This window comes from Saccharothrix lopnurensis, assembly GCF_042658445.1.
Classification (GTDB): domain Bacteria; phylum Actinomycetota; class Actinomycetes; order Mycobacteriales; family Pseudonocardiaceae; genus Actinosynnema; species Actinosynnema lopnurensis.
The window spans coordinates 113974-138326 of the sequence record NZ_JBHSQO010000011.1; the positions used below are offsets into that span (position 1 = coordinate 113974).

Below are 24353 nucleotides of genomic sequence, written 5' to 3' on the forward strand. Positions count from 1 at the left end.
CCGATTGTCCGGACAGACCCGGGGGGATGTGCTTGCGCCAATCTTTTCCCACGAAGGGTTTGCGCCGTGATCAATTCGGTAAGCCGGTGGAGACACCGCGCCGGTGCGGCCTTGCTGGCCGCTGTGCTGGGCACCGCCGGCCTCGGCCTCACCGCCGGCCCCGCGGTCGCGCAGGAGGCGCCGAGCGCGCCCGCGCCGGCCGACAAGCAGCTCGACAAGCAGGACCTGGAGCGGCTCACCGAGGCCGAGCGGGCCGGCCAGGCGAACGTCACGCTCCTGGTCGCCGCCGAAGAGGGCGAGCTGGACTCCGCGGCCGACGAGCTCCGGGCGCTCGGCGGCGTCGTCGAGACCACCGAGCGGGACGTCGACTACCTCCGGGTCTCGGTGCCGCGCGACAAGGCCGAGAAGGCCGCCGGGCTCGCCTCGGTGAACTCGGTGGACGTCGACGGCCTCGTCAAGCTGGACGACCCCCGGCCGGACGGCACGGGCACCCCGCTCCCGCAGCCGGCGCCGGGCGCGAAGACGCCCAAGAAGAACCCCTACATGCCGACGCGGGACACCAACGCGGCGCAGTTCACCGACCAGCACCCCCAGTGGGACGGCCGGGGCACCACCATCGCGATCATGGACTCCGGCATCGACCTGGACCACCCGGCGCTGGCCACCACGTCGACCGGTGAGCGCAAGATCGTCGACTGGTACAACGCCAACGCCACCAACTCCGGCGACGGCACCTGGGTCCCCGTGACCGGCTCGTACGTCGGCACCTTCACCAGCGGCGGCGCCACCTACAAGGCCCCGGCCACCGGCGGCCCCTACAGCTTCGGCCTGTTCCGCGAGACCGCGGGCGACCTCGGCCTGTCCAACAGCGAGACCGGCGGCGACATCAACCGCGACGGCGACCGCGTGGACGCGTTCGGCGTGCTCCAGGACCGGACCACCAAGGAAGTCCGGGTGGACGTCGACGGCGACGGCGACTTCACCGACCAGGTCGCGATGATCGACTACAAGGTCAAGAAGGACGTCGGCCACTTCGGCGCGGACAACCCGGGCACCCCGGTGCTCGACACCGTGGCGTTCGTGGTGCAGACCGACCGGTCGATCTACGACAACGGCGGCACCGCGTACGTCAACATCGGCATCTCCGCCGCCGCCCACGGCTCGCACGTCGCGGGCATCACCGCGGCGAACAAGATGTTCGGCGGCAAGATGCAGGGCGCGGCCCCCGGCGCGAAGCTGATGGCCGTCAAGGTCTGCCTGTCGACCCCGTCGTGCACCAGCAGCGGCCTGCTCGACGGCCTGCTGTACGCGGCGCGCAACGGCGCCGACGTCGTCAACATCTCCATCGGCGGCCTGCCGGCGCTCAACGACGGCAACAACGCCCGCGCGGAGCTCTACAACCGCATCATCAACGAGTACAACGTCCAGGTGTTCATCTCCGCCGGCAACAGCGGCGCGGGCGCGAACACCGTCGGCGACCCGTCGGTGGCCACCGACTCGATCAGCGTCGGCTCCTACATCACCAAGGAGACCTGGCTGTCGAACTACGGCTCGGTCACCGCGCAGCGCGAGGGCCTGCACGGCTTCTCCTCCCGCGGCCCGCGCGAGGACGGCGGCTTCAAGCCGAACATCGTCGCGCCCGGCTCGGCGATCTCGACCACCCCGCAGTGGCAGAACCCCAACCCGGTGCCCGGCACCTACCCGCTGCCGGCCGGCTACGCCATGCTGAACGGCACCTCGATGGCCGCGCCGCAGGCCGCCGGCGCCGCCGCGCTGCTGATCTCCGCCTACAAGGCCGAGCACGACGGGCAGCGCCCGCCGGTCTCCGAGCTGCGCAACGCCATCCAGTCCGGCGCCAAGTGGGTGTCCACGCTCCAGGCTTACGAGCAGGGCGCGGGCCTGTTCGACACCAAGAAGGCGTGGACGCAGCTCAACGCGCACCCGAACACCCAGGCCGTCGCCACCTCGGTGACCGTCAACACCGCGCTGTCGGGCCTGCTGGCCACCCCCAACACGGGTGTCGGCATCCACGACCGCGAGGGCGTGCAGGTGGGCAAGGAGTACACCCGCACCTACACCCTGACCCGCACCACGGGCCCGGACCGCAGCCAGCAGTTCCTGGTCAAGTGGCAGGGCAACGACGGCACGTTCTCGTCGAAGTCCCTGATCAGCCTGCCGCTCAACGCGCCGGTGAAGTTCGACGTCAAGGTCAAGCCGAAGACGGCGGGCGCCCACTCGGCCGTGCTGAAGCTCGACAACCCCGGCACCCGCGGCATCGACGTGTTCACCCTGAACACCGTGTTCGCGGCGGACGAGTTCACCGCGGCGGGCCGGTACGCGGTCGCCAAGACCGGCTCGATCGCCCGCAACCAGTCGAAGTCGTTCTTCGTGCGGGTGCCGGCCGGCGCCAGCGCGCTGAAGGTCGACATGGCGGCCGGCGGCACCGAGGCGGGCAAGGGCCAGGTCCGGTTCCTGCGCTTCGACCCGTACGGCGTGCCGTTCGACACCACCTCGTCCACCAACTGCTACAACCCCGACGCGGGCGCGGGCTGCGCCGGTGGCACGCCCACCAGCCGGACCGTCAACAACCCGACGCCGGGCGTGTGGGAGGTCGTGGTCGAGGCGCGGCGCACCTCGGACGCCGCCTCGGCGCCGTACTCGGTGACCGCGTCGGTGCTGGGCACCACGGTCAGCCCGAACCCGGACACCATCGAGTCGGTGACCGCGGGCACGCCGGTCGAGCGCTCGTACACCGTGACCAACGCGCTGGCCGGGTTCAACGGCAAGGCCGTCGGCGGGGCGCTGGCCAGCGCCCGCATCTCGCGGCCGACCATCGCGAACCTGGAGTCGCAGTCCTACGACCTGACCGTGCTGCCGGGCGCGACGCAGCTGCGGGCCACCATCGGCCGCACCAGCGACGTGGCCGCCGACCTCGACCTGTTCGTCTACAACTGCACCAGCGGCACCTGCGTGCCGGCGGGGCAGCAGGCGGACGGCGACTCCGAGGAGTCGGTGACGCTCGCCAACCCCGCGCCGGGCGCGTGGCGGGTCGTGGTGGACGGCTTCGAGGTGCCCGCGGGCACCACGGAGTACGACTACCTCGACCTGTTCGCCGCCCCGGGCCTCGGCTCGCTCCAGGTGACCGACGCGGACGCCGACCGGGTGGCCGGCTCCTCGTGGACGGTGCCCGCCGTGATCACGGCCCTGAGCCCGGCCGGCGCCGGCCGGGTGCTGCGCGGTGAGCTGACCGTGCAGACCTCGGAGGGCGCGGTCGTCGGCCGCGGCACGGTGCTCGTGCGGAACGTGGTCTGACGCTCTTCCGACCGCAGGGCCGTCCCCGGTTCGCCGGGGGCGGCCCTGCTCTTGTCGGTCGAGGGCGCGGGTTTCCGGTCAGGGTCCGCGTTTCTCGGTCGAGGAGCGGGGTTCTCCGGTCAGGGTGCCGGGTCGCCGTTGGACAGCGGCTCGTCCACGTCCACCTGCCGCACGCCCTCGACCCCGGGCACCCGCGCCACCTCGTCCACCGGCACGGTCGCCCGCACGTACCCGACCGAGGCGTCCGAGGACTCGACCGTCGCGCCCAGGCCCCGCAGCCCCGCCACGGCCCGCTCGACCTGGCCGGGTTCGGTGGAGACCGTCACCGCGACCGCCCGCGCGCCCTCCGCCCTCGCCCTGGCCAGCGCGTCCTGGGCCTGCGGACCGAGCTTCACCGGCGCCTCCCGGGCGGTGGGGTTGACAGGGGTGGGGTTGACAGGGGTGGGGCTGACGGGGGTGGGGATCGCGGGGGCCGACGACGGCGTCACGTCCCCCGCGGACGTGCCGGGGTCGGCGGGCCGCTGCCCGCACCCCGCCAGGGCCAGGGCCAACGCCGCCGCCAGGGCCGCCGCCACCGGTTTCCTCATGCAAGACCTCCCGAACCTCGCCCCACCACCAGGACGGGACGCGGGGTCAGCCCGGTTGCACCGGCTGGTCGGGTCCGCGGAACGCCTGCACGCGCTCCTGCCCGTCCGGGCTGTCGCCGAACACCCGGTTGTCCGAGGCGCCGTTCGACGTCGGCTCGGCCACCCGGCCGCCGGCGCGGGGCAGGTCGCGCACCCGCACCTGCGGCAGCGCGCCGGGGTGGGTGGACCGCAGCCACGACACCAGGTGCTCCCGCACCACGCACCGCAGGTCCCACAGCCGCCCGGCGTCGGAGGCGCTCACCAGCGCCCGCACCCGGACGAACGACCCCACCGCGTCGGTGACCTGGAGCACGCTCACCCGGCCGTCCCACAGGTCGCAGCCCTCCAGCGCGTGCCGCAGCTCCTGCCGCAGGTCCTCCACCGGCACGGTCCAGTCCAGGTCCAGCTCGACCGTGCCGAGCAGCGCCGACTGGGTGCGCGTCCAGTTCTCGAACGGCGTCCTCATCAGGTACGACGTGGGCAGGATGAGCCTCCGGTCGTCCCACAGGTGCACCACCACGTAGGTCAGCGTGATGTCCTCGACCCGGCCCCACTGCTTGTCCACGACCACCACGTCGTCGAGCCGCACCGCGTCGCTGAACGCGATCTGCACGCCCGCGAACACGTTGCCCAGCAGCGACTGCGCCGCCAGCGCCGCGATGGCGCCGATCACCGCGGTCGAGGCCAGTATCGAGGTGCCCGCGGTGCGCGCGCCCGGGAACGTCATCAGCACCGCGGCCACCGCGAGCAGGCCCACCACGACCACCGTGACCCGCCGGATCAGCGTGACCTGCGTGTGCACCCGCCGCGCGTGCCGGTTGTCGGACACGTCGACCCGGATGCGCGCCAGGGTCGCGTCCTCGACCACCACCAGCAGCGCCGCGAGCAGCCAGGCGCCCGCGAGGATGAGCGCTATGCCGGTCACGTGGATCGCGACCGGTCGCCAGTCGCCGTGGGCCACCACCCCCAGCGAGAACTGCACGGCCGACAGCACGGCCACGGCCAGCGCGGGCCGGTGGGCGTGCTCGGCGAGTTCGGCGAACAGCTTGGACCGCCGCCCCAACCGGCCGACCACCCGGTGGACGAGCGCGACGACCACCAGTGCGACCAGCAGGGAGCCGGCGAACGTGATGACGGCTGCGAGCACGAAGGGGAACCTCCTCGACTTCGGGTACTCCACTGGGCCGTACCCACGGGGGGAGCCGTTCAGCCGCCGGGGAGGAAGTGTGCGACTTTCCCCACGAAGGCGACCAACCGGTCGGGCGTGAACCGCCCGGGGTCGGTGACGGCCAGCCGGCCGGCCATCTCGGCCAGCGCGAGCATGGCGTGACCGAGCAGCTCGGCGTCCAGGCCCGGATCGCCCGTGGCCCGCACGCCGAGGTCGGCCAGCTCGTTGACCTGCGCCAACACCCGTCTGCGCACCAGCTCGACCTGCCGGCGGAACTCCGGCGGGGTGCCCTCGGGCGGCACCAGGACCAGCCGCCAGCGGTCCGGGGCGGCCACCACCGCGTTGACGAACGCCCGCACGGCGCCGGTGTAGACGTCCTCGGGGGAGCGGGCGGCGGGGTCGGCCCCCCGGAGGGCGTCCAGGACCTGCGCGGTGGCGCGCTCGGCCTCGCGCCGGAGCAGGGCGTCGAGCACCTCGGCGCGGTTCGCGTACAGCTCGTAGACCACGGGCTTGGTGACGCCCGCCCGCCGGGCCACGGCCTCCATGGTGAGCGCGTCGAACCCGCCCCCGGCGATGAGCGCGAGCGCGCCGTCCAGGAGCTGCTCGCGCCGCTGCCCGGGGGGCAGGCGCGGGGCGTACTTCCGGCGCGTTGTGCTCACCGGGCCATATTGCTACGGTGTCGTAGCTTTTCAAAAGCTACGTTGCCGTAGTAATTCATCAGTAGTAATTCATCAGGGGGGCGGTCCGGCCTTGTACGTGGAGTCCGACGGTGTGCGGCTGGCGGTGTTCGAGCGGGGCGACCGCTCCGCCCCGACCGTGCTGCTGGTGCACGGCTACCCCGACACGCACCGCGTGTGGGACGGCGTGGCCGAGGCGCTGGCCGGGGAGTTCCACGTGGTCAGCTACGACGTGCGCGGCGCGGGCCGGTCCGGCGCGCCGCGCGGGCTGGCCGCCTACCGCCTGCCCGTGCTCGGCCGGGACCTGGTCGCGGTGGCGCGGGCGGTCAGCCCCGACGCGCCCGTGCACGTCGTCGGGCACGACTGGGGCTCCATCCAGGCGTGGGAGGCGGTGACCACCCCCGGCGCGCCGATCGCCTCCTACACCTCCATCTCCGGGCCCTGCCTGGACCACGTGGGCCACCGGATGCGCGGCGGCGCGAACCCCGAGCAGCTGCGCCGCTCCTGGTACATCGCGGCGTTCCACCTGCCGTTCGTCGCGCCCCTGGTCTGGCGCTACCTCGTGGGCCCGAGGTGGGGCGCGGTCCTGCGCCGCGCCGAGGGCGTGTCGGCCCCCGTGTCGCCGACGGTCGTCGAGGACGGCGTGCGCGGCATGGCCCTGTACCGGGCCAACTTCATCCCCCGGCTGCGCGCGCCGCGCGTGCGGCGGACCGACGTGCCGGTGCAGCTCGTGCACCCGCGCCACGACCGGTACGTGACCGAGTCGCTGACCCGGGGCGTCGAGCGCTGGGTGCCCAACCTCAAGCGGCGCGTCGTCGACGCCGGGCACTGGGCGCCGGTCACCCACGCCGACACCGTCGCCCGGCTGGTCGCCGAGCACGTCACGGACTCGCGCACGGCCTGAGCGGCACCTCGCGCAACGCCTCCCGCGCCCGGAGGCGACCCAGGTTCCAGCTCCGCCACCCGTCCTCGTCGACGTGGCGGAGCCACAGGGCGCACCCGCGCAGGTCGTCCGGGAGGGCCGTCAGCGCGGGCACGGCGTCGTCGGACAGGCGGCCCAGGTAGGTCACGTCGACCTCGCCGGTCGCGCGCCAGCGGTCGACGTTGCGCTCCGCGATGAACCGGTCGGGGTTCAGCGCGGCGAGCCCGAGCAGGGTGGCGAACCCCGCGCCCAGCACCGCCCGCGGCAGCCACCGGCCGTCCAGCCGCACGCCCGCCGCCAGCACCAGCAGGTAGACCACGCCCAGCCACAGCTCGCAGGCCGAGACCAGGACGCGCAGCACGGTGAAGCCGTAAGCCTGCTGGTAGACCCACATCCGGGTCAGCGCGGAGGCGACGATCACCAGGGTGAGCGCGCTCAGCGCGCCCAGCAGCAGGCGCAGCACCCGGCGGTCGCCCGGCTCGTCCCGTGCGGCCCGGCCGGCGGCGACCGCGATCACCCCGAGGGTCAGCGCGGTGACCACGAGCAGCTGCCAGAAGCCGGAGCGGGCGTGCCCGGCGTAGGTCAGGCCCGAGGTGGTCAGCACGTGGTCGTCGCCGCCGAACAGGGTGCCGACCTGGACCGCCACGAAGGCGGCGAACAGCAGCACCAGCGCGCCGACCGGCAGCGCCCAGTCCCGGCGCGCCACCGGTCGGACGGGACCGCCGGGCGCGTCGTCGGGCGTCAGCGGCAGGGCGATCAGGCAGCACGCGCCGACCGCGCCCAGGCCGACCGCGAGGAACACCGCGACCGGCTGGAGCGAGGCGCCGGCGTCGGGCAGGACCGAGGTGAGCAGGTTCGCGAAGGTCCGGTCCGCGCTCGCCAGCAGCGGGGTGAAGACCAGCAGGAGCGCGGCGGTCACCAGGGCGGGACGCAGGAGCGGCGGGGCGCCACCCGCGCGGAGGCCGCGCGCCAGCCACGGCCCGGCCCGCAGCGCGGCGGCGGGGACGGCGATCGAGCCGACGAACAGGTCGAAGGTCGACCGGCCGCCGGCGACGGCGAGGGAACCGGCGGCGCAGCCGGCGATCGCGCAGAGGGTGAACAACCAGGGGGAGGCGGTGAGCGCGCCGACCGCGAACAGGGCGGTGGAGAGCGCGGCCCAGCCCGGTCTGACGTGGCGGAGCAGGGCGAAGACGAGGACGGCGGTGAGGGACCAGCCGAGGCCGGGTCGGTCGAGCGGGAGGAGGACGGCGGCGCCGGCGCCGGCGGCGGTGCCGATCAGGAGGACGCGGGTGGGGGACATTTCGGGGGCTCCCGGGCAGGCGTCATCGGCCCCCGGCGGCTCCGGGTGAGCCGGAGATGTCGGTGGTCGGTGGTTGAATGGAATTCGGGGGTCCCCTGGGCGAGGACCCTTGCGGAGCGGCGGGGTTGTTCGGCGGCCGGTGGTCGTCAGCTCGCCGCGACCGGCGGGGGCACCGCAGCCTGTCGTGCCGCCGTGGCCTGCCGTGCCGCCGTGGCCGGCAGCGTCGTCTTGACCGGCAGGGTCGTCTTGGCCGGCAGCGTCGCCCGGATCCGGCACCCCGGCCCGTCCACCACCGCGATCGTCCCGCCGTGCAGGTCGACCGCCCAGCGGGCGATGTTCAGGCCCAGCCCGGTCCCGCCCCCGACCGCCCGCTCGCCCCTGGTGAACCGCTCGAACACCCGCTCCCGGTCCGGCGGCGCGATCCCGGGCCCGTCGTCGGCGACCTCCAGCACCAGCTCCTCGCCCACCACCGCGGTGACCCGCACCTCGCCCCCGGCCGGCCCGTGGCGGGCCGCGTTGTCCAGCAGGTTCGCCACCACCTGCGCCAGCCGCCCCTCGTCCGCGTGCACCACCGCGCCGGGCGGCGAGACGTCCACGGTGAACCGCACCCCCCGGGCGGCCACCGACGCCTCCGCCACCACGTCCGCCAGCAGCGGTTCCAGGGCGAACTCCGCCCGGTCCAGCGGGTGCGCGCCCGCGTCGAGCCGGGACAGGTCCAGCAGCTCCGCCACCAGCCGCCCGAGGCGCTCGGTCTGGGCCAGCGCCGTGCTCAGGGTCGCGGCGTCCGCCGGCGCGACCCCGTCCACGACGTTCTCCAGCACGTTCTGCAACGCGGTGATCGGCGTGCGCAGCTCGTGCGACACGTTCGCGATCAGCTCGCGCCGCTGCCGGTCGGCCGCGCCGAGGTCCGCCGACATCTGGTTGAACGCCGAGGCCAGCTCCCCGACCTCGTCCCGCGCCGTCGCCCGCACCCGCCTGCTGTAGTCGCCGGCCCGCATCGCCCGCACCGCCGCCGTCATCTCGCGCAGCGGCCTGGTCATCCCGTGCGCGAGGACCTGCGAGGTCAGCACCACGATCGCCATCGTCCCGATCGTGGTGCCCGGCGGCAGCCAGCCGATCCGGTGCCAGAAGAACGCGAACCCGGCCGCGAACGCCGCCACCAGCAGGATGCCGATCTTGAGCTTGATCGACCGCACCGGGTCCAGCGGCCGGGGCAGCAGCTCCGCGACCGCCGACACCGCCGCCGCCAACGCCGACCCGGCCGACCTCGCCGACCGACCCGACCCCGCCGACCCCGCCGTCACGACGACACCGCCTTCGGCACCTCCAGCGCGTACCCGACACCGTGCACGGTGCGGATCAGGTCCGCCCCCAGCTTGCGCCGCAACGCCTTCACGTGGCTGTCCACGGTCCGCGTCCCCGTCCCCTCCTGCCAGCCCCACACCTCGCTGAGCAGCCGTTCCCGCGACTGCACCGCCCGTGGCCGCTCGGCCAGGTGCACCAGCAGCTCGAACTCGGTCGGCGTCAGGTGCGCCTCCTCGCCGGCGCGCAGCACCCGCCGCTCGGCCAGGTCGATCTCCAGGTCGGCCAGCGCGATCCGGGCCGCCGGCGCCGCCGCCGCCCGCTCCACCCGCCGCAGCAGCGCGTGCACCCGCGCGGCCAGCTCGCGCATGGAGAAAGGCTTCGTCAGGTAGTCGTCCGCGCCCACGGCCAGCCCCACCAGCAGGTCCGTCTCGTCACCGCGCGCGGTCAGCATCAGCACCGGCACCGGTCGCCGGGCCTGGACGCGCCGGCACACCTCCAGCCCGTCGAACCCGGGCAGCATCACGTCCAGCACCACCAGGTCCGCGTCCCGCGCCCGGTCGACGGCCGTCGGCCCGTCGTGCGCGAGCGAGACCTCGAACCCCTCCGCCCGCAGCCGCGCGGCCACGGACCTGGCGATCGTCAGGTCGTCCTCGACCACCAGCACCCGGCGTGTCGTCACGCGTCCGACTGTAGGTGCCCCCCCGTGGAGGCGGGCGGCGGGAGTTGTGAACGTCCTGTGGAGGGAGCCGCGGCGGACCTGACGCGCCGGGGTGTCGGTGCGGCGGCCTAGGGTGGCGGGGTGGGAGATGCCGTGCTGGAAGCGGTGCTGGAGAGGATCACGTTCGCCAACGAGGAGACCGGTTACACGGTCGCCCGCGTCGACACCGGGCGCGGCGCGGACCTGGTGACCGTGGTCGGCTCGCTGCTGGGCGCGCAACCGGGCGAGTCGATCCGGATGCGCGGCCGGTGGGGCTCGCACCCCCAGTACGGCAAGCAGTTCGTCGTGGAGGACTACACGACCGTGCTGCCCGCCACCATCCAGGGCATCCGCCGCTACCTCGGGTCCGGCCTGATCAAGGGCATCGGACCGGTCCTGGCCGACCGGATCGTCACCCACTTCGGCGTGGGCGCGCTGGACGTCATCGAGCACGAGCCGCAGCGGTTGGTCGAGGTGCCCAAGCTCGGCCCGAAGCGCACGAGGATGATCGCGGCGGCGTGGGAGGAGCAGAAGGCCATCAAGGAGGTCATGGTCTTCCTCCAGGGCGTCGGCGTGTCCACCTCGCTGGCCGTGCGCATCTACAAGCAGTACGCCGACAAGGCCATCGACGTCGTGCGCGAGGAGCCCTACCGGCTCGCCAACGACGTGTGGGGCATCGGGTTCCGCACCGCCGACGTGATCGCCAAGGCCGTCGGCATCCCGCACGACAGCCCGCAGCGGGTCAAGGCGGGCCTCCAGTTCACGCTGGGCGAGGCCACCAACGACGGCAACTGCTACCTGCCCGAGAACGGGCTGATCGCCGCCGCGATCAAGATCCTCCAGGTGGACACCGGTTTGGTCATCGACTGCCTGGCCGAGCTGGTCGCGGAGGAGGGCGTGGTCCGCGAGGTCATGCCCGACGGGGAGCCGGCGATCTACCTGCTGGCGTTCCACCGCGCCGAGATCTCCTTGGCCAACCAGCTGCTCAGGCTGCTGAAGACCGACGAGGAGCGGATGCCCGCGTTCGGGCGCGTCGACTGGGGCAGGGCGTTCGCGTGGCTGGGCGCGGAGCTGGAGGACAAGCAGCGCGCCGCCGTGCGGCTCGCCCTGACCCGCAAGGTCGCCGTGCTCACCGGCGGACCGGGGTGCGGCAAGAGCTTCACGGTCCGCTCGATCGTGAGGCTGGCGCTGGCCAAGGGCGCGCGCGTGGTGCTCGCCGCGCCCACCGGCCGCGCGGCCAAGCGGCTCACCGAGCTGACCGGCCACGAGGCCCGCACCGTGCACCGGCTGCTGGAGCTCAAGCCCGGCGGCGACGCGGCCTACGACCGGGACCGGCCGCTCGACGCCGACCTGGTCGTGGTCGACGAGGCGTCCATGCTCGACCTGCTGCTGGCCAACAAGCTCGTCAAGGCCGTCGCGCCGGGCGCGCACCTGCTGCTCGTCGGCGACGTGGACCAGCTGCCGTCGGTCGGCGCGGGCGAGGTGCTGCGCGACGTGCTGGCCGACGGCGGGCCCGTGCCGAACGTGCGGCTGACGCACATCTTCCGGCAGGCGCAGCAGTCCGGCGTGGTCACCAACGCGCACCGCATCAACAACGGCGACTACCCGCTGGTGCAGGGCCTGCCGGACTTCTTCCTCTTCCCCGTGGAGGAGGCCGAGGACGCGGCCGCGCTGACGGTCGACGTGGTGGCCAACCGCATCCCGCGCCGGTTCGGCCTGAAGCCGCGCACCGACGTGCAGGTCCTCGCCCCCATGCACCGGGGTCCGGCGGGCGCGGGCGGGCTCAACGCGTTGTTGCAGGAGGCCCTGACGCCCTCGAAGCCGGACCTGCCCGAGCGCCGCTTCGGCGGCCGGGTGTTCCGGGTCGGGGACAAGGTGACCCAGATGCGCAACAACTACGACAAGAACGTCTTCAACGGCACCGTCGGCGTGGTCACGGCGATTGACGTCGTGGAGCAGAGGCTGACCGTTCGGACCGACGAGGAAGAGGACGTGGACTACGAGTTCGGGGAACTGGACGAGTTGACCCACGCCTACGCCATGACGATTCACCGCTCACAGGGCAGTGAATACCCATGTGTGGTCATCCCAATCACGAATTCGGCGTGGATGATGCTCCAGCGCAACCTGCTGTACACGGCGGTCACCCGGGCCAAGAAGCTCGTGGTGCTGGTCGGCTCGCGCAAGGCCATCGGGCAGGCGGTCCGCACGGTGGGCGCGGGGCGGCGGCACACGGCGCTGGACCACCGCCTCGCCCGGGAGCTGTGACCCCCGGGACCACCACGTCCCCTCCGGGCTCCCCGGGGCCGGGGTGGTCGAGGAGCTTCCCGCGGGGGACGTCGCCCGGCGGTACGCGTGGACCCGCGGCCGGTGGCACCGCACGGGTGTCCCCCGCGCGGTGCCACCGGCCCGGTCGCTAGGCCACCGGGAACGCGACGTCGCAGACCTCGTCGTCCGGGCCCGAGGTCGCCCAGTCGGCGAAGTAGACCTCGCGCGGCGCGTCGGTGATCGAGCGGCCGTTCTCCTCGGTCCACCGGGCGACCGCGTCGAAGGCCGACAGGATCTGCGGGTACACGACCTGCGCCTTGCGCAGCCGCACGTACACCTCGGTGTGGGCCGGTTCGACGCGGGAGGCGAACTCCGCCGGCGGGCTCGCCGCGTCGATCGGGTAGCACAGCTCGGCCGGGCCGTTGCTGTCCTCGTTGACCTCGCCGTGGTACTTCACGTAGTGCGGGGCCGCCGCGCCGCCGTGCGGTTCGGCCGCCTTCGCCAGGCGCTCCCGGGCGGTGAGGATCCAGTCCTCCAGCTCCGGTTGCAGCAGGTGACGCTGCTCGGTGAGCACCACCCGTTCAGGCACTTCCCGTTGCTCGACCCGGTACATGTCCATCAATCCCTCTCCGCCGGACAACACGACGCGGAGGTGCGCGGCCAGACCGCGCTGGACGGTGATCCGCTCCTCGACCCGGGTCCAGTACCCGGCCAGCAGGTCGGCCCGCTCGGTCCCGGGGGCGGCGACGATCCGGGCCACCTCGACCAGCGGCATGTCCAACCGGCGCAGCAGGGCCACCAACCGGGCCCCGGTCAGCTGGTCCTCGCGGTAGCGGCGGTAGCCGTTCGCCCCGTCCACCCACGCCGGTCGCAGCAGGCCCTGGCGCTCGTACAACCGCAGCGCCTTGACCGAGAGCCTCGACCGGCGCGCGAACTCACCCGTGCCCAGCAGCCGTTCCACCCGCGCATCCTCCACGGCGACGACCCTGCGGGCTGCCCCTGGGGCCGGGTCAAGCGGCGGGCGGGGTCCCCGACCCCGGGATCGGGGTCACCGGCTCGAAGTCCCCGAGTTCACGATCGGGATGACCGGTTCACCGCCGGGGCCACCGGCTCACTGGCGGTAGTTCTCCACCGTGCCGGGCGGCCGGGCCTCGGCGCCGTCCGGGTCCAACCCCGCGTCGCGGCGCGCGCGGCGCTGCCGCAGCAGGTCCCACGTCTGGTCCAGGGCGACCTCCACGTCCCGCAACCGGCGGGAGTCGGCCTCCGACATGCCCTCGCCGGTGTGCGAGTTCTCCAGCCGGTGCTCCTCCTCCACCAGCGCGGTGATGCGCGTGACCAGTTCCTCGTCCCTCACGGCTCCTCCTCCACCGGGTCCCCGTCCGGACCCGTCCGGACCCGTCCGGACCCCCATCCGGACCCCGGTGTGGACCCTGTCCGGACCAAGATCCGGGTACCTCCGGCCGCACTCCCGAAACCACCGGCCACGACCTGCGGCCATGACGGAGAGCAATGGCCGGTTGGTGGGTGGGCAAGACACCCCCGCGTGCCCCATCCTCCGAATCACCCTGCCTAGGAGGAACGCGTGAAGTCCAGGAGACGCTCACTGCTGACGTTGGCCATGGCCGGTGTGGCGGCGGCCGCCGTGGTCACCGCCAGTCCCACCACCGCGGGCCCCGCGCCCGAGGTCGCGGCGGCGCCGGCCGGCCCCACCTACGTGTACAAGGTCCGCGCCCCGCTGGGCGCCGCCGCCCAGGACCTGCTCGGGCGCGGGTTCGACGTGCTGGAGGACCGCGACGGCGAGCACCTGTTCGTGCTCGGCGACGCCACCACCGGCGCCGGCCTGCGGAAAGCCGGGTTCAGCGCGGTGATCGACGAGGTGCTGCCCGCCCCCGAGTGGCAGCCGCCGGCCGCGCGGGCGCAGGTCGACGCCGCGAACATCGACGAGACCTACTACGGCGGCTACCGGACGATCAACGCCCACTGGTCGCACCTGGACCTGGTCGCCCAGCAGCACCCGGACCTGGCGACCGTCGTGGACTACGGCGACTCGTGGCGCAAGACCCAGGGCGCGGGCGGCTACGACCTGCGGGCCGTCTGCATCACCAAGAAGAACGCGGGGGACTGCGCGCTCGACCCGAACTCCCCGAAGCCCCGGTTCTTCGTCATGGGCCAGCTGCACGCCCGCGAGCTGACCACCGGTGACGTCGCCTGGCGGTGGATCGACCACCTCGTCCAGGGCTACGGCGCCAACGCCGAGGTCACCGCGCTGCTCGACAGCACCGAGGTGTGGGTGGTGCCCATCGCCAACCCCGACGGCGTGAACATCGTCCAGCAGGGCGGCAACTCGCCGCGCTACCAGCGCAAGAACGCGAACACCACGAACGGGTCGAACTGCTCGGGCACCTCGTCCTCGCAGATCGGCATCGACCTCAACCGCAACACCGACTCGCACTGGGGCGAGTCCGGCACGTCGTCCAACCCGTGCGACCAGACCTACAAGGGGCCGTCGGCCAACTCCGAGGTCGAGACGCGGGCGCTCCAGGGCCTGTGGCGTTCCCTCTACCGCGACCGGCGCGGCACGGGCACGGGCGACGCCGCGCCCGCCGACACCACCGGCGTGGTCATCTCCATGCACAGCTACTCGAACCTGGTGCTGTTCCCGTGGGGCTGGAGCGCCACCCAGAAGACCGGCAACGACACCGCGCTGCGCGGCATGGCGCGGGACATGGCGTCGCTGGCCGGCGGTTGGCAGTACGGGCAGCCCGGCGAGGTGCTGTACAACGCGGCCGGCGCGACCGACGACTGGGTGTACGACGACCTGGGCGTGGCCTCGTTCGTGTGGGAGATCGGGCCGTCCTCGGGGACGTGCTCCGGGTTCCTGCCCGCCTACTCGTGCCAGAGCTCGACGTTCTGGCCGAAGACGCTGCCGATGCTGATGTACGCGGCGAAGAAGGCCGTCAGCCCCTACGGCGGCGGGGGCAACCCGCCCACCGGCTGCGCGCGGCAGACCAACGACGCGGACGTGGCGATCCCGGACAACGGCGCGGCCGTGACCAGCACCATCGGCATCTCCGCGTGCGAGGGCAGCGCGTCGGCGACCACGCAGGTCGAGGTGCACGTCAAGCACAGCTACCGGGGTGACGTGGTGATCGACCTGCTCGCGCCGGACGGCTCGGCGTACCGGCTGAAGTCGTCGAACAACGACTCGGGCGACAACATCGACACGACCTACACGGTGAACGTGTCGGCCGAGGCGCGCAACGGCGCGTGGCGGCTGCGCGTGCAGGACGTGTACTCGGCGGACACCGGCTACCTCGACTCGTGGAGCCTGACGCTGTGACCCGCGCGGGCCCGTGCGCTCCCGGGCGCACGGGCCCGTCCCGTGGGTAGCGTGCGCGTATGACCACGGTTCTGGTGACGGGCGCGGCGGGCTTCATCGGGTCTCACTTCACGCGGCACTGGGTGGCCGGGCACCCGGAGGACCGGGTGGTGGCGCTGGACGCCCTGACCTACGCGGGCACGACGAGCAACCTCGCCGACGTGCGGGACCGGGTCGAGTTCGTGCACGCGGACATCGCCGACCACGACCTGACCGGCGTGGACGTGGTGGTGAACTTCGCCGCCGAGTCGCACAACAGCCTGGCCGTGCTGGACCCGGCGCGGTTCTTCCGGACCAACGTGCTGGGCACGCAGGCGCTGCTGGAGGCGGCGCGGCGGGCGGGCGTGCGGCGGTTCCACCACATCTCGACGTGCGAGGTGTACGGGGACCTGGCGCTGGACGCGGACCAGGCGTTCACCGAGGAGTCGCCCTACCGGCCGCGCACGCCGTACAACGCGAGCAAGGCCGGGGCGGACCACGCGGTGCGGGCGTACCACGAGACCTTCGGGCTGCCGGTGACGATCACCAACTGCGCGAACAACTACGGGCCGAACCAGTTCCCGGAGAAGGTGCTGCCGCTGTTCACCACGCGGGCGCTGGACGGCGGCGAGCTGCCCGTGTACGCGTCCAAGGACAACCGGCGGGAGTGGGTCCACGTGCTGGACCACTGCCGGGCGATCGAGGCCGTGCTGCTGGACGGGCGGGTCGGCGAGACCTACCACGTGGGCACGGGCGAGGAGGCCAGCGTGGAGGAGATCGCGGATCTCGTGCTGGCCGAGCTGGGCCTGCCCGCGTCGCGCAAGACGACCGTCCCGGACCGCCCCGGCCACGACCGCCGCTACCTGCTGGACTCGACCCGGATCCGGCGCGAGCTGGGCTGGGAGCCCCGGGTCGGGTTCGCCGAGGGCGTCCGCGACACCATCCGCTGGTACGCCGACAACCGGGCCTGGTGGGAGCCCCTGCGCGACCGCAGCCCGGTGACCGAAACCGCCTGGACGGGCTGACACGACCGCAGAACTCAAGGGTCGCGAACGCTGAACTCGGGTGTCGCGAACGTACGACACGGTGGTCCCGAACGTACGACTCGCGCACGTGTCGAACCCTCACACCCGGCGTGTCGAACCCCCAGCCCGCGCGAGTCGTACGTTCAGGTCACGCGAGTCGTACGTTCGGGGTGGGTGAGTCGTACGTTCGGGGTGGGTGAGTCGTACGTTCGGGAACTCTGAGTTCTGCGTTCGGGGTCCCCTGTTCGGGGCGGGCGGCTGCCGTTCGCCGGACACGGATCTGGGGTGAAGTTGCTCTTCTCGGACCGTACTCGGGGAACCGCTCGATCATCCGCTTGACGTGACCGGACAACGCTGTCCGGGCGCCCGGGCACCTGCGCCCGGCAGCGCTAGCGGAAAGAGATCACATGCGTTCCTCCCCCCGGAGCGGCGTGCTGTTGGCGGTCGCCGCGTTGGCCGTCTCCACCGTCCAGTTCACCTCACCCGCGGTGGCGGCCCCCGCCCCCGCCTCCTCCCCGTGCGGCCCCCTCGACGTCGCGTTCGTCCTCGACGACACCGGCAGCATGGGCGGCGCCATCGCCAACCTGAAGACCGGCGTCAACTCGATCGTCAACGACGTGGTCGCCGCGTCCGGCGGCGACTACCAGCTGGGCCTGGTGACGTTCAAGGACAACGTCACCGTTCACCAGGACCTGGCGCCCGGCAACGCGGCGGCGGTGACGAACTACGTCACCAACACCCTCGCCCCCGGTGCCGGGAACAACGAGCCCGAGGCGTCCGACGAGGCCCTGAACACCGTCGTGAACAACCGGGCGGCGGCCGGTCGCCCGCAGAACGTCGACTTCGACGGCACGTGGCGGTCCAACGCGATGAAGTTCGTCGTGCTGGTGACCGACGCCCGCCCCGGCGGGTTCGACGACACGCACGCGGGCGCGGACGTCACCAACGCCGCCCAGTGGGCCAACGACGCCCTGGCTCGCGGCATCAAGATCAGCTCGGTGTACGTGCCCACGTCGTCGTCGTTCACCCCGGTGATCACGCCGATCATGCAGAACTACGCCACGACGACCGGCGGGATCTTCCTCCAGGCGTCGTCGACCGGCGCGGGCACGGCGGACTCGATCCGCAAGTTCCTGTCCGACTGCCGGCAGACCGACGTGTTCATCCGGGACCAGACCACCGACACCGGTGCCGAGCCCAACCCGGACGGCACGGTGTGGAACAGCCCGGACATCAAGGTCTGCCCGGGGATCGCGGACTGCGGCGCGGGCACCCAGCCCGTCGTCGGCGCGACGAACTACGTCCACGTGAAGCTGAACAAGGACCTGGCGGGGTCGGCCACCGGCACGCTCAAGGTCTACCGGACCCCGGCCGGCGGCGGCACGACCTGGGACAACGCCACCAACGGCGACTGGGTGGCGATCGGCCAGCAGTCGCTGACCGTGCCGCCGGGCGGGACCGTGGCGAAGATCCCGTGGCCGAACATCCCCGGCCCGGGTCACTTCTGCCTGCTGGCGCGCTGGGTGTCGGCGACGGACCCGATGACCTTCGCGGAGGGCCCGAACACCGCGCTGAACACCAAGAACAACAACAACATCGCGTGGAAGAACTTCCAGACCGTGCGCGGGCGCGTGCTGGAGCCGGTGCGCTCCTGGTTCACCCTGGGCAACGCGACCGGGCGGGACGAGGTCCGGACCGACCTGGTGCTGACCGGTGAGAAGCCGGTGGCGGGCGCCGTGGTGATCGACCTCGGTCGGGAGCTGTTCGAGCGCTGGCGCGCCGGCGGTGGCAAGGCGGAGGGCGTGCGGCAGGTCGGCGAGACCGCGCTCCAGCTCGACCCGAAGCGCGCGGCGCTGATCGGTGTGCCGCTGAGGGCGGGGGAGCGGTTCACGACGGAGCTGACCTTCACGCCGGAGGCGCCGGGTGACTACCTGGTGAACCTCGTCCAGTTCGTCGAGGGCGAGGACCACGGCGGGGTGGCCTACCGGGTCGTCACCGACCGCGGGTAGGGCGCGTGAACGTGGTCGCGGCCCTCCGCCTCCCGGGCCGCGACCACGTCCGTGCTGCCCGCCGTGGACGCGGAAGAGCCCCGCAGGGGGGACGCTGCGGGGCTCTTCCGGTCTTCCGGGTGCGGGAGGGTGAAGCCTGCGGGTTACTTCAGGCCGTTGGCGATGGCGGTGACGAGCTCACCGTTGCTGGTGTCGCCGTCGAGGGCCCAGAAGAACGCGCCACCCAGGCCCTGGTTCTTGGCCCAGGTCATCTTGCCGCCGATGGTGGCCGGGGTGTCGTAGCTCCACCACTGGTTGCCGCAGTGCGCGTACGCGGTGCCGGCGATGGTGCCGGTGGCCGGGCACCTGGTCTTGAGCACCTTGTAGTCCTCGATGCCCGCCTCGTAGGTGCCGGGCGCCGCGCCGGTCGCCGTGCCGCCCGGGGCGGCCTGGGTGACGCCGGTCCAGCCGCGGCCGTAGAAGCCGATGCCCAGCAGCAGCTTGGCCGAGGGCACGCCCTTGCCCTTGAGCTTCTGGATCGCGGCGTCGGAGTTGAAGCCCGCGGTCGGGATGCCGGACCACGAGGTCAGCGGGGAGTGCGGGGCCGTCGGGCCCTGCGCCGCCCAGGCGCCGAAGTAGTCGTAGGTCATGACGTTGTACCAGTCGAGGTACTGCGCCGCGCCGCCGTAGTCGGCCGCGTCGATCTTGCCGCCGTTGGAGCCGTCGGCGGTGATGGCCGCGGTCACCAGGTAGTTGGCGCCGAAGCGGGTGCGCAGCGCCTGGGACAGGGTCTTGAAGGAGCCGAAGCCGCTGGTGTCGCAGGTCAGACCACAGGCGTTCGGGTACTCCCAGTCGATGTCGATGCCGTCGAACACGTCGGCCCAGCGCGGGTCCTCGACCAGCTTGTAGCAGGACTCGGCGAACGCGGCCGGGTTCTGCGCGGCCTGGCCGAAGCCGCCGGACCAGGTCCAGCCGCCGAAGGAGAACAGCACCTTGATGTGCGGGTACATCTTCTTCAGCTTGCGCAGCTGGTTGAAGTTGCCGCGCAGGGCGCCGGTGTCCCAGCTGTCCGCGACGCCGTCGACGGAGTTCGCGGCGGTGTAGGCCATGTCGTAGTCGGCGTAGGCGTCACCGATGGTGCACTGCCCGTTCTGGACGTTGCCGAACGAGTAGTTGATGTGCGTCATCTTCGCGGCCGAGCCGGAGGTGTGGATGTTCTTCACGAAGTACTGGCGGCCGTAGACGCCCCACTGGGTGAAGTAGCCCAGGTTGATCTTGCCACTCCGAGGCGGGGTGCTCGTCGTGGTGGTCGGCCCCGTGGTGGTCGTGGTCGTCGTGGTGGTGGTGGTCGTCGTGGTCGTGGTGGTGGTCGGGTTCGTCCCGCCCGCCTCGCACGACGCGCCGTTCAGCTTGCAGTTGGTCGGGGCGGAGTAGGCGCCCGAGTAGCTCACGTTGAAGCCGAAGCTGACCGAGCCGCCCACGCCCACGCTGCCGTTCCAGGTCGGCTTGACGGTGACGCGCTGGCCGCTGGTGGTCTGCGTGCCGTCCCAGACGGAGCTGACGCGGTGGCCGGCGGGCAGGTCGAACTCCACGGTCCAGGTGCTCAGCGCGGTGGTGCCGCCGTTGCGGACGGTGAACTTGCCCTCGTAGCCGGTACCCCAGTCCGAGCCCTTGCTGAAGGTGGCCGAAACGCCGCCCGCGCCGCTCGCCGCGGGTGCGACGACCAACCCCACCACCAACGTGGCGACCGCCACGAACAACGCTGTGACATGCCATCGGATCTTGGACATCGTGCTCCTCGTCAGGAAAGGAGTGCAGGGTGATGTCACCATGTGGTTCAGACCACTTAAGGTCAAGGTCTAGACCATTCGTGTCACTCGAACGGAGTAGTGATATTACCCGCGGAATCGGTTCCGCGAAAGGTGATGACAGGCGGCGACCAGCCAACTACCAGGTAGCGGGCGGGCGACCACTAGGGGATCGGTCAGACTTCCGGACGACGCGGATCGCCACCACGGGGTGACGCCACGGGGCCGCCGGATCGGCAGGCTGGGGACCCTCAACGTCCAAGGGAGGACGCGTTGAAGGTCAAGAGGGGTATCGCCCTGGCCGCCGCGGTGGGGTTGGCGGTCATGGGTGCGGGCGGGACGGCGGTGGCCGCCCCGGGCGGCGACCGGATCGACCGCGAGGTGGTGCGGGGGGCGCTGGACGAGATGGCGGCGACCGGGGCGCAGGGGGTCCAGGTCCGGGTCGTCGACGGGCGGCGGGGGTTCACCGCGCGGGCGGGCACGGCCCGGGTCGGCTCGCCGCGCCCGGTGCCGACCGACGGCCGGTTCCGGGTCGGCAGCGTCACCAAGACGTTCGTCTCGACGGTGGTGCTGCAACTGGTCGGCGAGGGCCGGGTGGAGCTGGACGCGCCCGTGTCCCGCTACCTGCCGGGCCTGCTGCCGGACGGCGACCGGATCACCGTGCGGCACCTGCTCCAGCACACCAGCGGGCTCTACAACTACACGGACGCGCTGCCGCTGGACCCGGAGGACTTCGATCCCATCCGGTACAGGACGTGGACGCCGGCCGAGCTGGTCGCCCTGTCCACGGCACGGCCGCTCGACTTCCGGCCGGGCACCGGCTGGAACTACTCCAACACCAACTACGTCGTGGTCGGGCTGCTGGTCGAGAAGATCACCGGCAAGCCCTACGGGCACGCGGTCGAGCAGCGGGTCCTGCGCCCGCTCGGCCTGCGCGACACGTCCGTGCCGGGCACGCGGGTCGGCATCCCCGGCCCGCACGCCCACGGCTACGCGCGGGTGCGCGGCGAGGTCGTGGACATTACCGAGCTGAACCCGTCCGTCGCCTGGGCGGCCGGCGAGATGATCTCGACGACCGAGGACCTGGGCCGGTTCGTCGACGCGCTGTTGGACGGCCGCCTGCTGCGGCCCGCCCAGCAGCGGGAGATGCTGACCACCGTGCAGGGCTACGGCCTGGGCATCGAGGCCACCGAGCTGCCGTGCGGCGTGACCACGTGGGGCCACGGCGGCGGCATCCCCGGCTACAGCACCCTGGTGGCGAGCACCCCCGACACCGCGACGCGGCTGACCGCCTCGGTGACCTCGTCCCCGGACGGGGGTCCGGTCAACGGGGCGGAGGAGCTGCTGACCGAGGTGTTCTGCTGAGCTGAGCGGTTCGGTGCGAAGGGCTCCCCGGGGGTGGGGGAGCCCCTCGCACCCGACCGGCCCACTGGGGGGTTGGGCGCGGTCGGGAGGGCGGCGGCCGGGGCGGCCGGCCACCGCCGAAGATCACCGGGCGGCCAGGAACTCCTCCAGCCGACCCACCACGAACGCGTGGTCCTCGGCCTGCGGCAGGCCGGACACGCCGACCGTGCCGACCACGCCGACGCCGGCCACGGTCACCGGGAACACGCCGCCGTGCGCGGCGTAGCGGTCGGGGTCCAGGCGCGAGTCCTCCTCGAACGTCCGGCCCCTGGCCCGGAAGCCCTCGCCGACCCGGTAGGAGCTCTGCCCGTAGCGGTCGACCACGCGCGACTTGCGGTCGATCCACTCGTCGTTGTCCACCGAGGTGCCCGGCAGGGCCGCGTGGAACAGGCGCTGGCCGGCGCGCCGCACCGAGATCGTCACGGGCAGCCCGGCCGCGCGGGCGGCGTCCAGCAGGAAGGCGCCCAGGGCCAGGGCCACGTCGTTGTCGAACGACGTGAACACCAGCCGGGCCTCCTGCTCGGCCAGCTCGTCCAGCAGGCTCACGGCACCACCACCTGTCGGGTTCCGAGGGTCACCGGCCCCATTAAAGCAACACCGTGTAATAACGGCCAGGCGTGCCAGAATGGCCGGGTGCCCAACTTGCGCTTCCTGCGGGGATACAACGACGCGGTGGTGCTGGGCCTGGCCCGCTCCGGCGCGGTCACCAGGGTCGAGCTGGCCCAGCGCAGCGGCCTGACCCCGCAGGCGGTGTCCAAGGTCGTCGGCCGGCTCATCGCCGACGGCCTGCTGGTCGAGTCCGGCACCCGCAACGTCGGCGTCGGCAAGCCGCGCACGCTGCTGGAGCTGGTCGCCGACAGCAGGCTGGCGCTGGGCGCCCAGGTCGAGCGGGACGAGCTGCGCGTGGTGCTCACCGACCTGGCGGGCACCGTGCTGGACCGCGCGGTCGCCCCGCTGCCCCGCGACTTCGACCCGCCCACGTTCGTGGCCGAGCTGACCCGCCTGGTCGACGGGCTGCGCAGCGACCGGCTCCTCGGCGTGGGCATCGGGTTCGTCGGGCCGCTCGACCACCGCACCGGCGTGGTGCACGACCCCACCGGCCTGAGCGGGTGGCACGACGTGCCGCTGCGCTCGTGGGCCGAGGAGCGGCTGGGCCTGCCGGTCGTGCTCGACAAGGACACCAACACCGCGGTGGTCGCGGAGGCGTGGCGGCGCGGCGAGGAGCTGCGGGACGCGGTGCTCGTGCTCGTCGGCACCGGCCTGGGCGTCGGGATGCTGCTCGACGGGCGCGTGCACCGGGGCGTGCGCACCAACGCGGGCGAGTACGGGCACACCACGCTCCGGCTGGACGGGCCGCCGTGCGTGTGCGGGCGCACCGGGTGCGTCGAGGCGCTGCACAACCTCGCCGCCGCCCGCGGCGACCTGGTCGGGGCGACCTCGGTCGTCGGCGTCGCCGTGGCCGACCTGGTGCAGCTGCTCGACATCGACCACGTGGTGCTCGCCGGCCGCGCGGTCCTCGCCGAGCCCGCCGCCTACCTGGAGGGGGTCCGCGCCCGGCTGCCGAAGGACGAATGGCTGCCCGTGGAGGTGTCGATCACCCCCCTGGGTGACGACGTGGTCGCCGCGGGGGCCGCCATGCTCGTGCTGAGCGAGTTCTACGGCCGGCCCCGCTGAACCTTTTTGGAGATGCCCTGCTCACGGGCACTCGGGCGGGTGATTCACTATCCGGCATGTATGCGCTCCGGTACGCCGTCGGCACCGACCCCGGCCTGCGCCGTGAAGCGAACGAGGACTCGGTGTACTACAGCGAGCGCCTGTTCGCCGTGGCCGATGGGATGGGGGGTCACGCGTACGGCGAAGTGGCCAGCTCGATCGCGGTCGGGGTGCTGGCCGAGCTGGACCCCGAGGCCGACGACCCGCTCGCCGCGCTGGCCGAGGCGGCGCGGCAGATCGCCATCCGGCTGACCGACCTGGCCGAGGAGAACTTCGACATGCGCGGCATGGGCACCACGCTCACCGCGCTGCTGTGGGACGGCGAGCGGTTCGCGGTCGGGCACATCGGCGACTCGCGCTGCTACCTCGTCCGCGACGGCGGGCTGACCCAGGTGACCCGCGACCACACCATGGTCCAGGCGCTGGTGGACGACGGGCGCATGTCCGCCGAGCAGGCCGACGAGCACCCCGGCCGGTCCATGCTCATGCGGGCGCTCCAGGCGGGCAGCGCGCACGACCCCGACCTGTTCTTCCACGAGGTCCAGCCGGGCGACCGCTACCTGCTCTGCTCGGACGGCCTGTCCGACGTGGTCGCCGCGCCCGAGATCGCCGCGCTGCTGACCACCGACCCGGACGGCGACGAGACCGTGCGCGCCCTCATCGCGGCGGCCAACGAGCGCGGCGGTCCGGACAACATCACGTGCCTGCTGGTGGACGTGGTGCCCGCGGACGCCTCGTGGGTGCCGCGGTGACCGGCCCGCTGACCGGCCCGCTGACCCCGG

Annotated in this window: 19 protein-coding genes; 9 read left to right on the forward strand and 10 right to left on the reverse strand. The window is 72.9% G+C overall.

Annotated elements, in window-relative coordinates; all coding sequences use genetic code 11:
- The first annotated feature begins 66 nt into the window (after window positions 1-66).
- Window positions 67-3312, forward strand: a complete 3246-nt coding sequence (locus ACFP3R_RS13375; protein ID WP_380636000.1) for a S8 family serine peptidase — start codon at window positions 67-69, stop codon at window positions 3310-3312.
- Window positions 3313-3431: 119 nt separating this feature from the next.
- Here ACFP3R_RS13375 and ACFP3R_RS13380 read toward each other — a convergent pair whose 3' ends face one another.
- Genes ACFP3R_RS13380 through ACFP3R_RS13390 form a run of 3 tightly spaced genes read right to left on the reverse strand, consistent with a single transcriptional unit; the run spans window position 3432 to window position 5765 of the window.
- Complete coding sequence (locus tag ACFP3R_RS13380) at window positions 3432-3899, reverse strand: hypothetical protein (protein WP_380636001.1); 468 nt, start codon at window positions 3897-3899, stop codon at window positions 3432-3434.
- A 46-nt stretch (window positions 3900-3945) separates the two neighbouring features.
- On the reverse strand, window positions 3946-5085 hold the full coding sequence (locus tag ACFP3R_RS13385) for a mechanosensitive ion channel family protein (RefSeq protein WP_380636003.1): 1140 nt from the start codon (window positions 5083-5085) through the stop codon (window positions 3946-3948).
- Between the two features lie 59 nt (window positions 5086-5144).
- Window positions 5145-5765 (reverse strand): TetR/AcrR family transcriptional regulator, encoded by a 621-nt coding sequence (locus ACFP3R_RS13390; RefSeq protein WP_380636005.1) that lies wholly within the window; start codon window positions 5763-5765, stop codon window positions 5145-5147.
- Between the two features lie 97 nt (window positions 5766-5862).
- Between ACFP3R_RS13390 and ACFP3R_RS13395 the strand changes: the two genes are divergently transcribed.
- Complete coding sequence (locus ACFP3R_RS13395) at window positions 5863-6687, forward strand: alpha/beta fold hydrolase (protein WP_380636140.1); 825 nt, start codon at window positions 5863-5865, stop codon at window positions 6685-6687.
- On the opposite strand, the gene ACFP3R_RS13400 is transcribed toward ACFP3R_RS13395, so the two are convergent.
- From ACFP3R_RS13400 to ACFP3R_RS13410, 3 genes are all read right to left on the reverse strand, one after another.
- Complete coding sequence (locus ACFP3R_RS13400) at window positions 6665-8005, reverse strand: DUF4153 domain-containing protein (protein ID WP_380636006.1); 1341 nt, start codon at window positions 8003-8005, stop codon at window positions 6665-6667. The two genes, ACFP3R_RS13395 and ACFP3R_RS13400, sit on opposite strands and share 23 nt — an antisense overlap.
- Before the next feature lie 146 nt (window positions 8006-8151).
- The gene (locus tag ACFP3R_RS13405; protein ID WP_380636141.1) at window positions 8152-9255 is read right to left on the reverse strand and encodes a sensor histidine kinase; all 1104 of its coding nucleotides are present in this window, start codon (window positions 9253-9255) and stop codon (window positions 8152-8154) included.
- 50 nt (window positions 9256-9305) lie between these two features.
- Window positions 9306-9974 (reverse strand): response regulator transcription factor, encoded by a 669-nt coding sequence (locus ACFP3R_RS13410; protein WP_380636143.1) that lies wholly within the window; start codon window positions 9972-9974, stop codon window positions 9306-9308.
- A 135-nt stretch (window positions 9975-10109) separates the two neighbouring features.
- Here ACFP3R_RS13410 and recD2 point away from each other — a divergent pair, with 135 nt between their 5' ends.
- Complete coding sequence (gene recD2 / locus ACFP3R_RS13415; protein ID WP_380636007.1) at window positions 10110-12275, forward strand: SF1B family DNA helicase RecD2; 2166 nt, start codon at window positions 10110-10112, stop codon at window positions 12273-12275.
- 148 nt (window positions 12276-12423) lie between these two features.
- Here recD2 and ACFP3R_RS13420 read toward each other — a convergent pair whose 3' ends face one another.
- Window positions 12424-13236 carry a MerR family transcriptional regulator gene (locus ACFP3R_RS13420; protein WP_380636008.1) on the reverse strand — a complete coding sequence of 271 codons (813 nt, stop codon included), beginning with the start codon at window positions 13234-13236 and terminating at the stop codon, window positions 12424-12426.
- Between the two features lie 150 nt (window positions 13237-13386).
- Window positions 13387-13629, reverse strand: coding sequence for a DUF2630 family protein (locus ACFP3R_RS13425; protein WP_380636010.1), 243 nt, complete (start codon window positions 13627-13629; stop codon window positions 13387-13389).
- 228 nt (window positions 13630-13857) lie between these two features.
- Here ACFP3R_RS13425 and ACFP3R_RS13430 point away from each other — a divergent pair, with 228 nt between their 5' ends.
- The 3 genes from ACFP3R_RS13430 to ACFP3R_RS13440 all read left to right on the forward strand — a co-directional run bounded on the left by ACFP3R_RS13430 (window position 13858) and on the right by ACFP3R_RS13440 (window position 18667).
- Window positions 13858-15615 carry a M14 family zinc carboxypeptidase gene (locus ACFP3R_RS13430; protein ID WP_380636011.1) on the forward strand — a complete coding sequence of 586 codons (1758 nt, stop codon included), beginning with the start codon at window positions 13858-13860 and terminating at the stop codon, window positions 15613-15615.
- Window positions 15616-15674: 59 nt separating this feature from the next.
- A complete protein-coding gene (gene rfbB, locus ACFP3R_RS13435; RefSeq protein ID WP_380636012.1) occupies window positions 15675-16658 on the forward strand; it encodes a dTDP-glucose 4,6-dehydratase in 984 nt (327 codons plus the stop codon).
- Window positions 16659-17065: 407 nt separating this feature from the next.
- Window positions 17066-18667 (forward strand): vWA domain-containing protein, encoded by a 1602-nt coding sequence (locus ACFP3R_RS13440; protein WP_380636013.1) that lies wholly within the window; start codon window positions 17066-17068, stop codon window positions 18665-18667.
- A 143-nt stretch (window positions 18668-18810) separates the two neighbouring features.
- Here the strand turns inward: ACFP3R_RS13440 and ACFP3R_RS13445 are convergent, their stop codons facing one another.
- Complete coding sequence (locus ACFP3R_RS13445; RefSeq protein WP_380636015.1) at window positions 18811-20436, reverse strand: glycosyl hydrolase family 18 protein; 1626 nt, start codon at window positions 20434-20436, stop codon at window positions 18811-18813.
- Between the two features lie 342 nt (window positions 20437-20778).
- Between ACFP3R_RS13445 and ACFP3R_RS13450 the strand changes: the two genes are divergently transcribed.
- Entirely contained in the window at window positions 20779-21819 is a 1041-nt protein-coding gene (locus ACFP3R_RS13450) for a serine hydrolase domain-containing protein (protein ID WP_380636144.1), read from the forward strand.
- Window positions 21820-21942: 123 nt separating this feature from the next.
- On the opposite strand, the gene ACFP3R_RS13455 is transcribed toward ACFP3R_RS13450, so the two are convergent.
- The gene (locus ACFP3R_RS13455; RefSeq protein ID WP_380636017.1) at window positions 21943-22404 is read right to left on the reverse strand and encodes a heme-degrading domain-containing protein; all 462 of its coding nucleotides are present in this window, start codon (window positions 22402-22404) and stop codon (window positions 21943-21945) included.
- Between the two features lie 87 nt (window positions 22405-22491).
- Here ACFP3R_RS13455 and ACFP3R_RS13460 point away from each other — a divergent pair, with 87 nt between their 5' ends.
- Together ACFP3R_RS13460 and ACFP3R_RS13465 are read left to right on the forward strand one after the other, a co-directional pair.
- Window positions 22492-23532 (forward strand): ROK family transcriptional regulator, encoded by a 1041-nt coding sequence (locus tag ACFP3R_RS13460; protein WP_380636018.1) that lies wholly within the window; start codon window positions 22492-22494, stop codon window positions 23530-23532.
- A 56-nt stretch (window positions 23533-23588) separates the two neighbouring features.
- Window positions 23589-24323: a PP2C family protein-serine/threonine phosphatase gene (locus ACFP3R_RS13465; RefSeq protein ID WP_380636020.1), complete on the forward strand. Its 735-nt coding sequence runs from the start codon at window positions 23589-23591 to the stop codon at window positions 24321-24323.
- The last annotated feature ends 30 nt before the right edge of the window (window positions 24324-24353 follow it).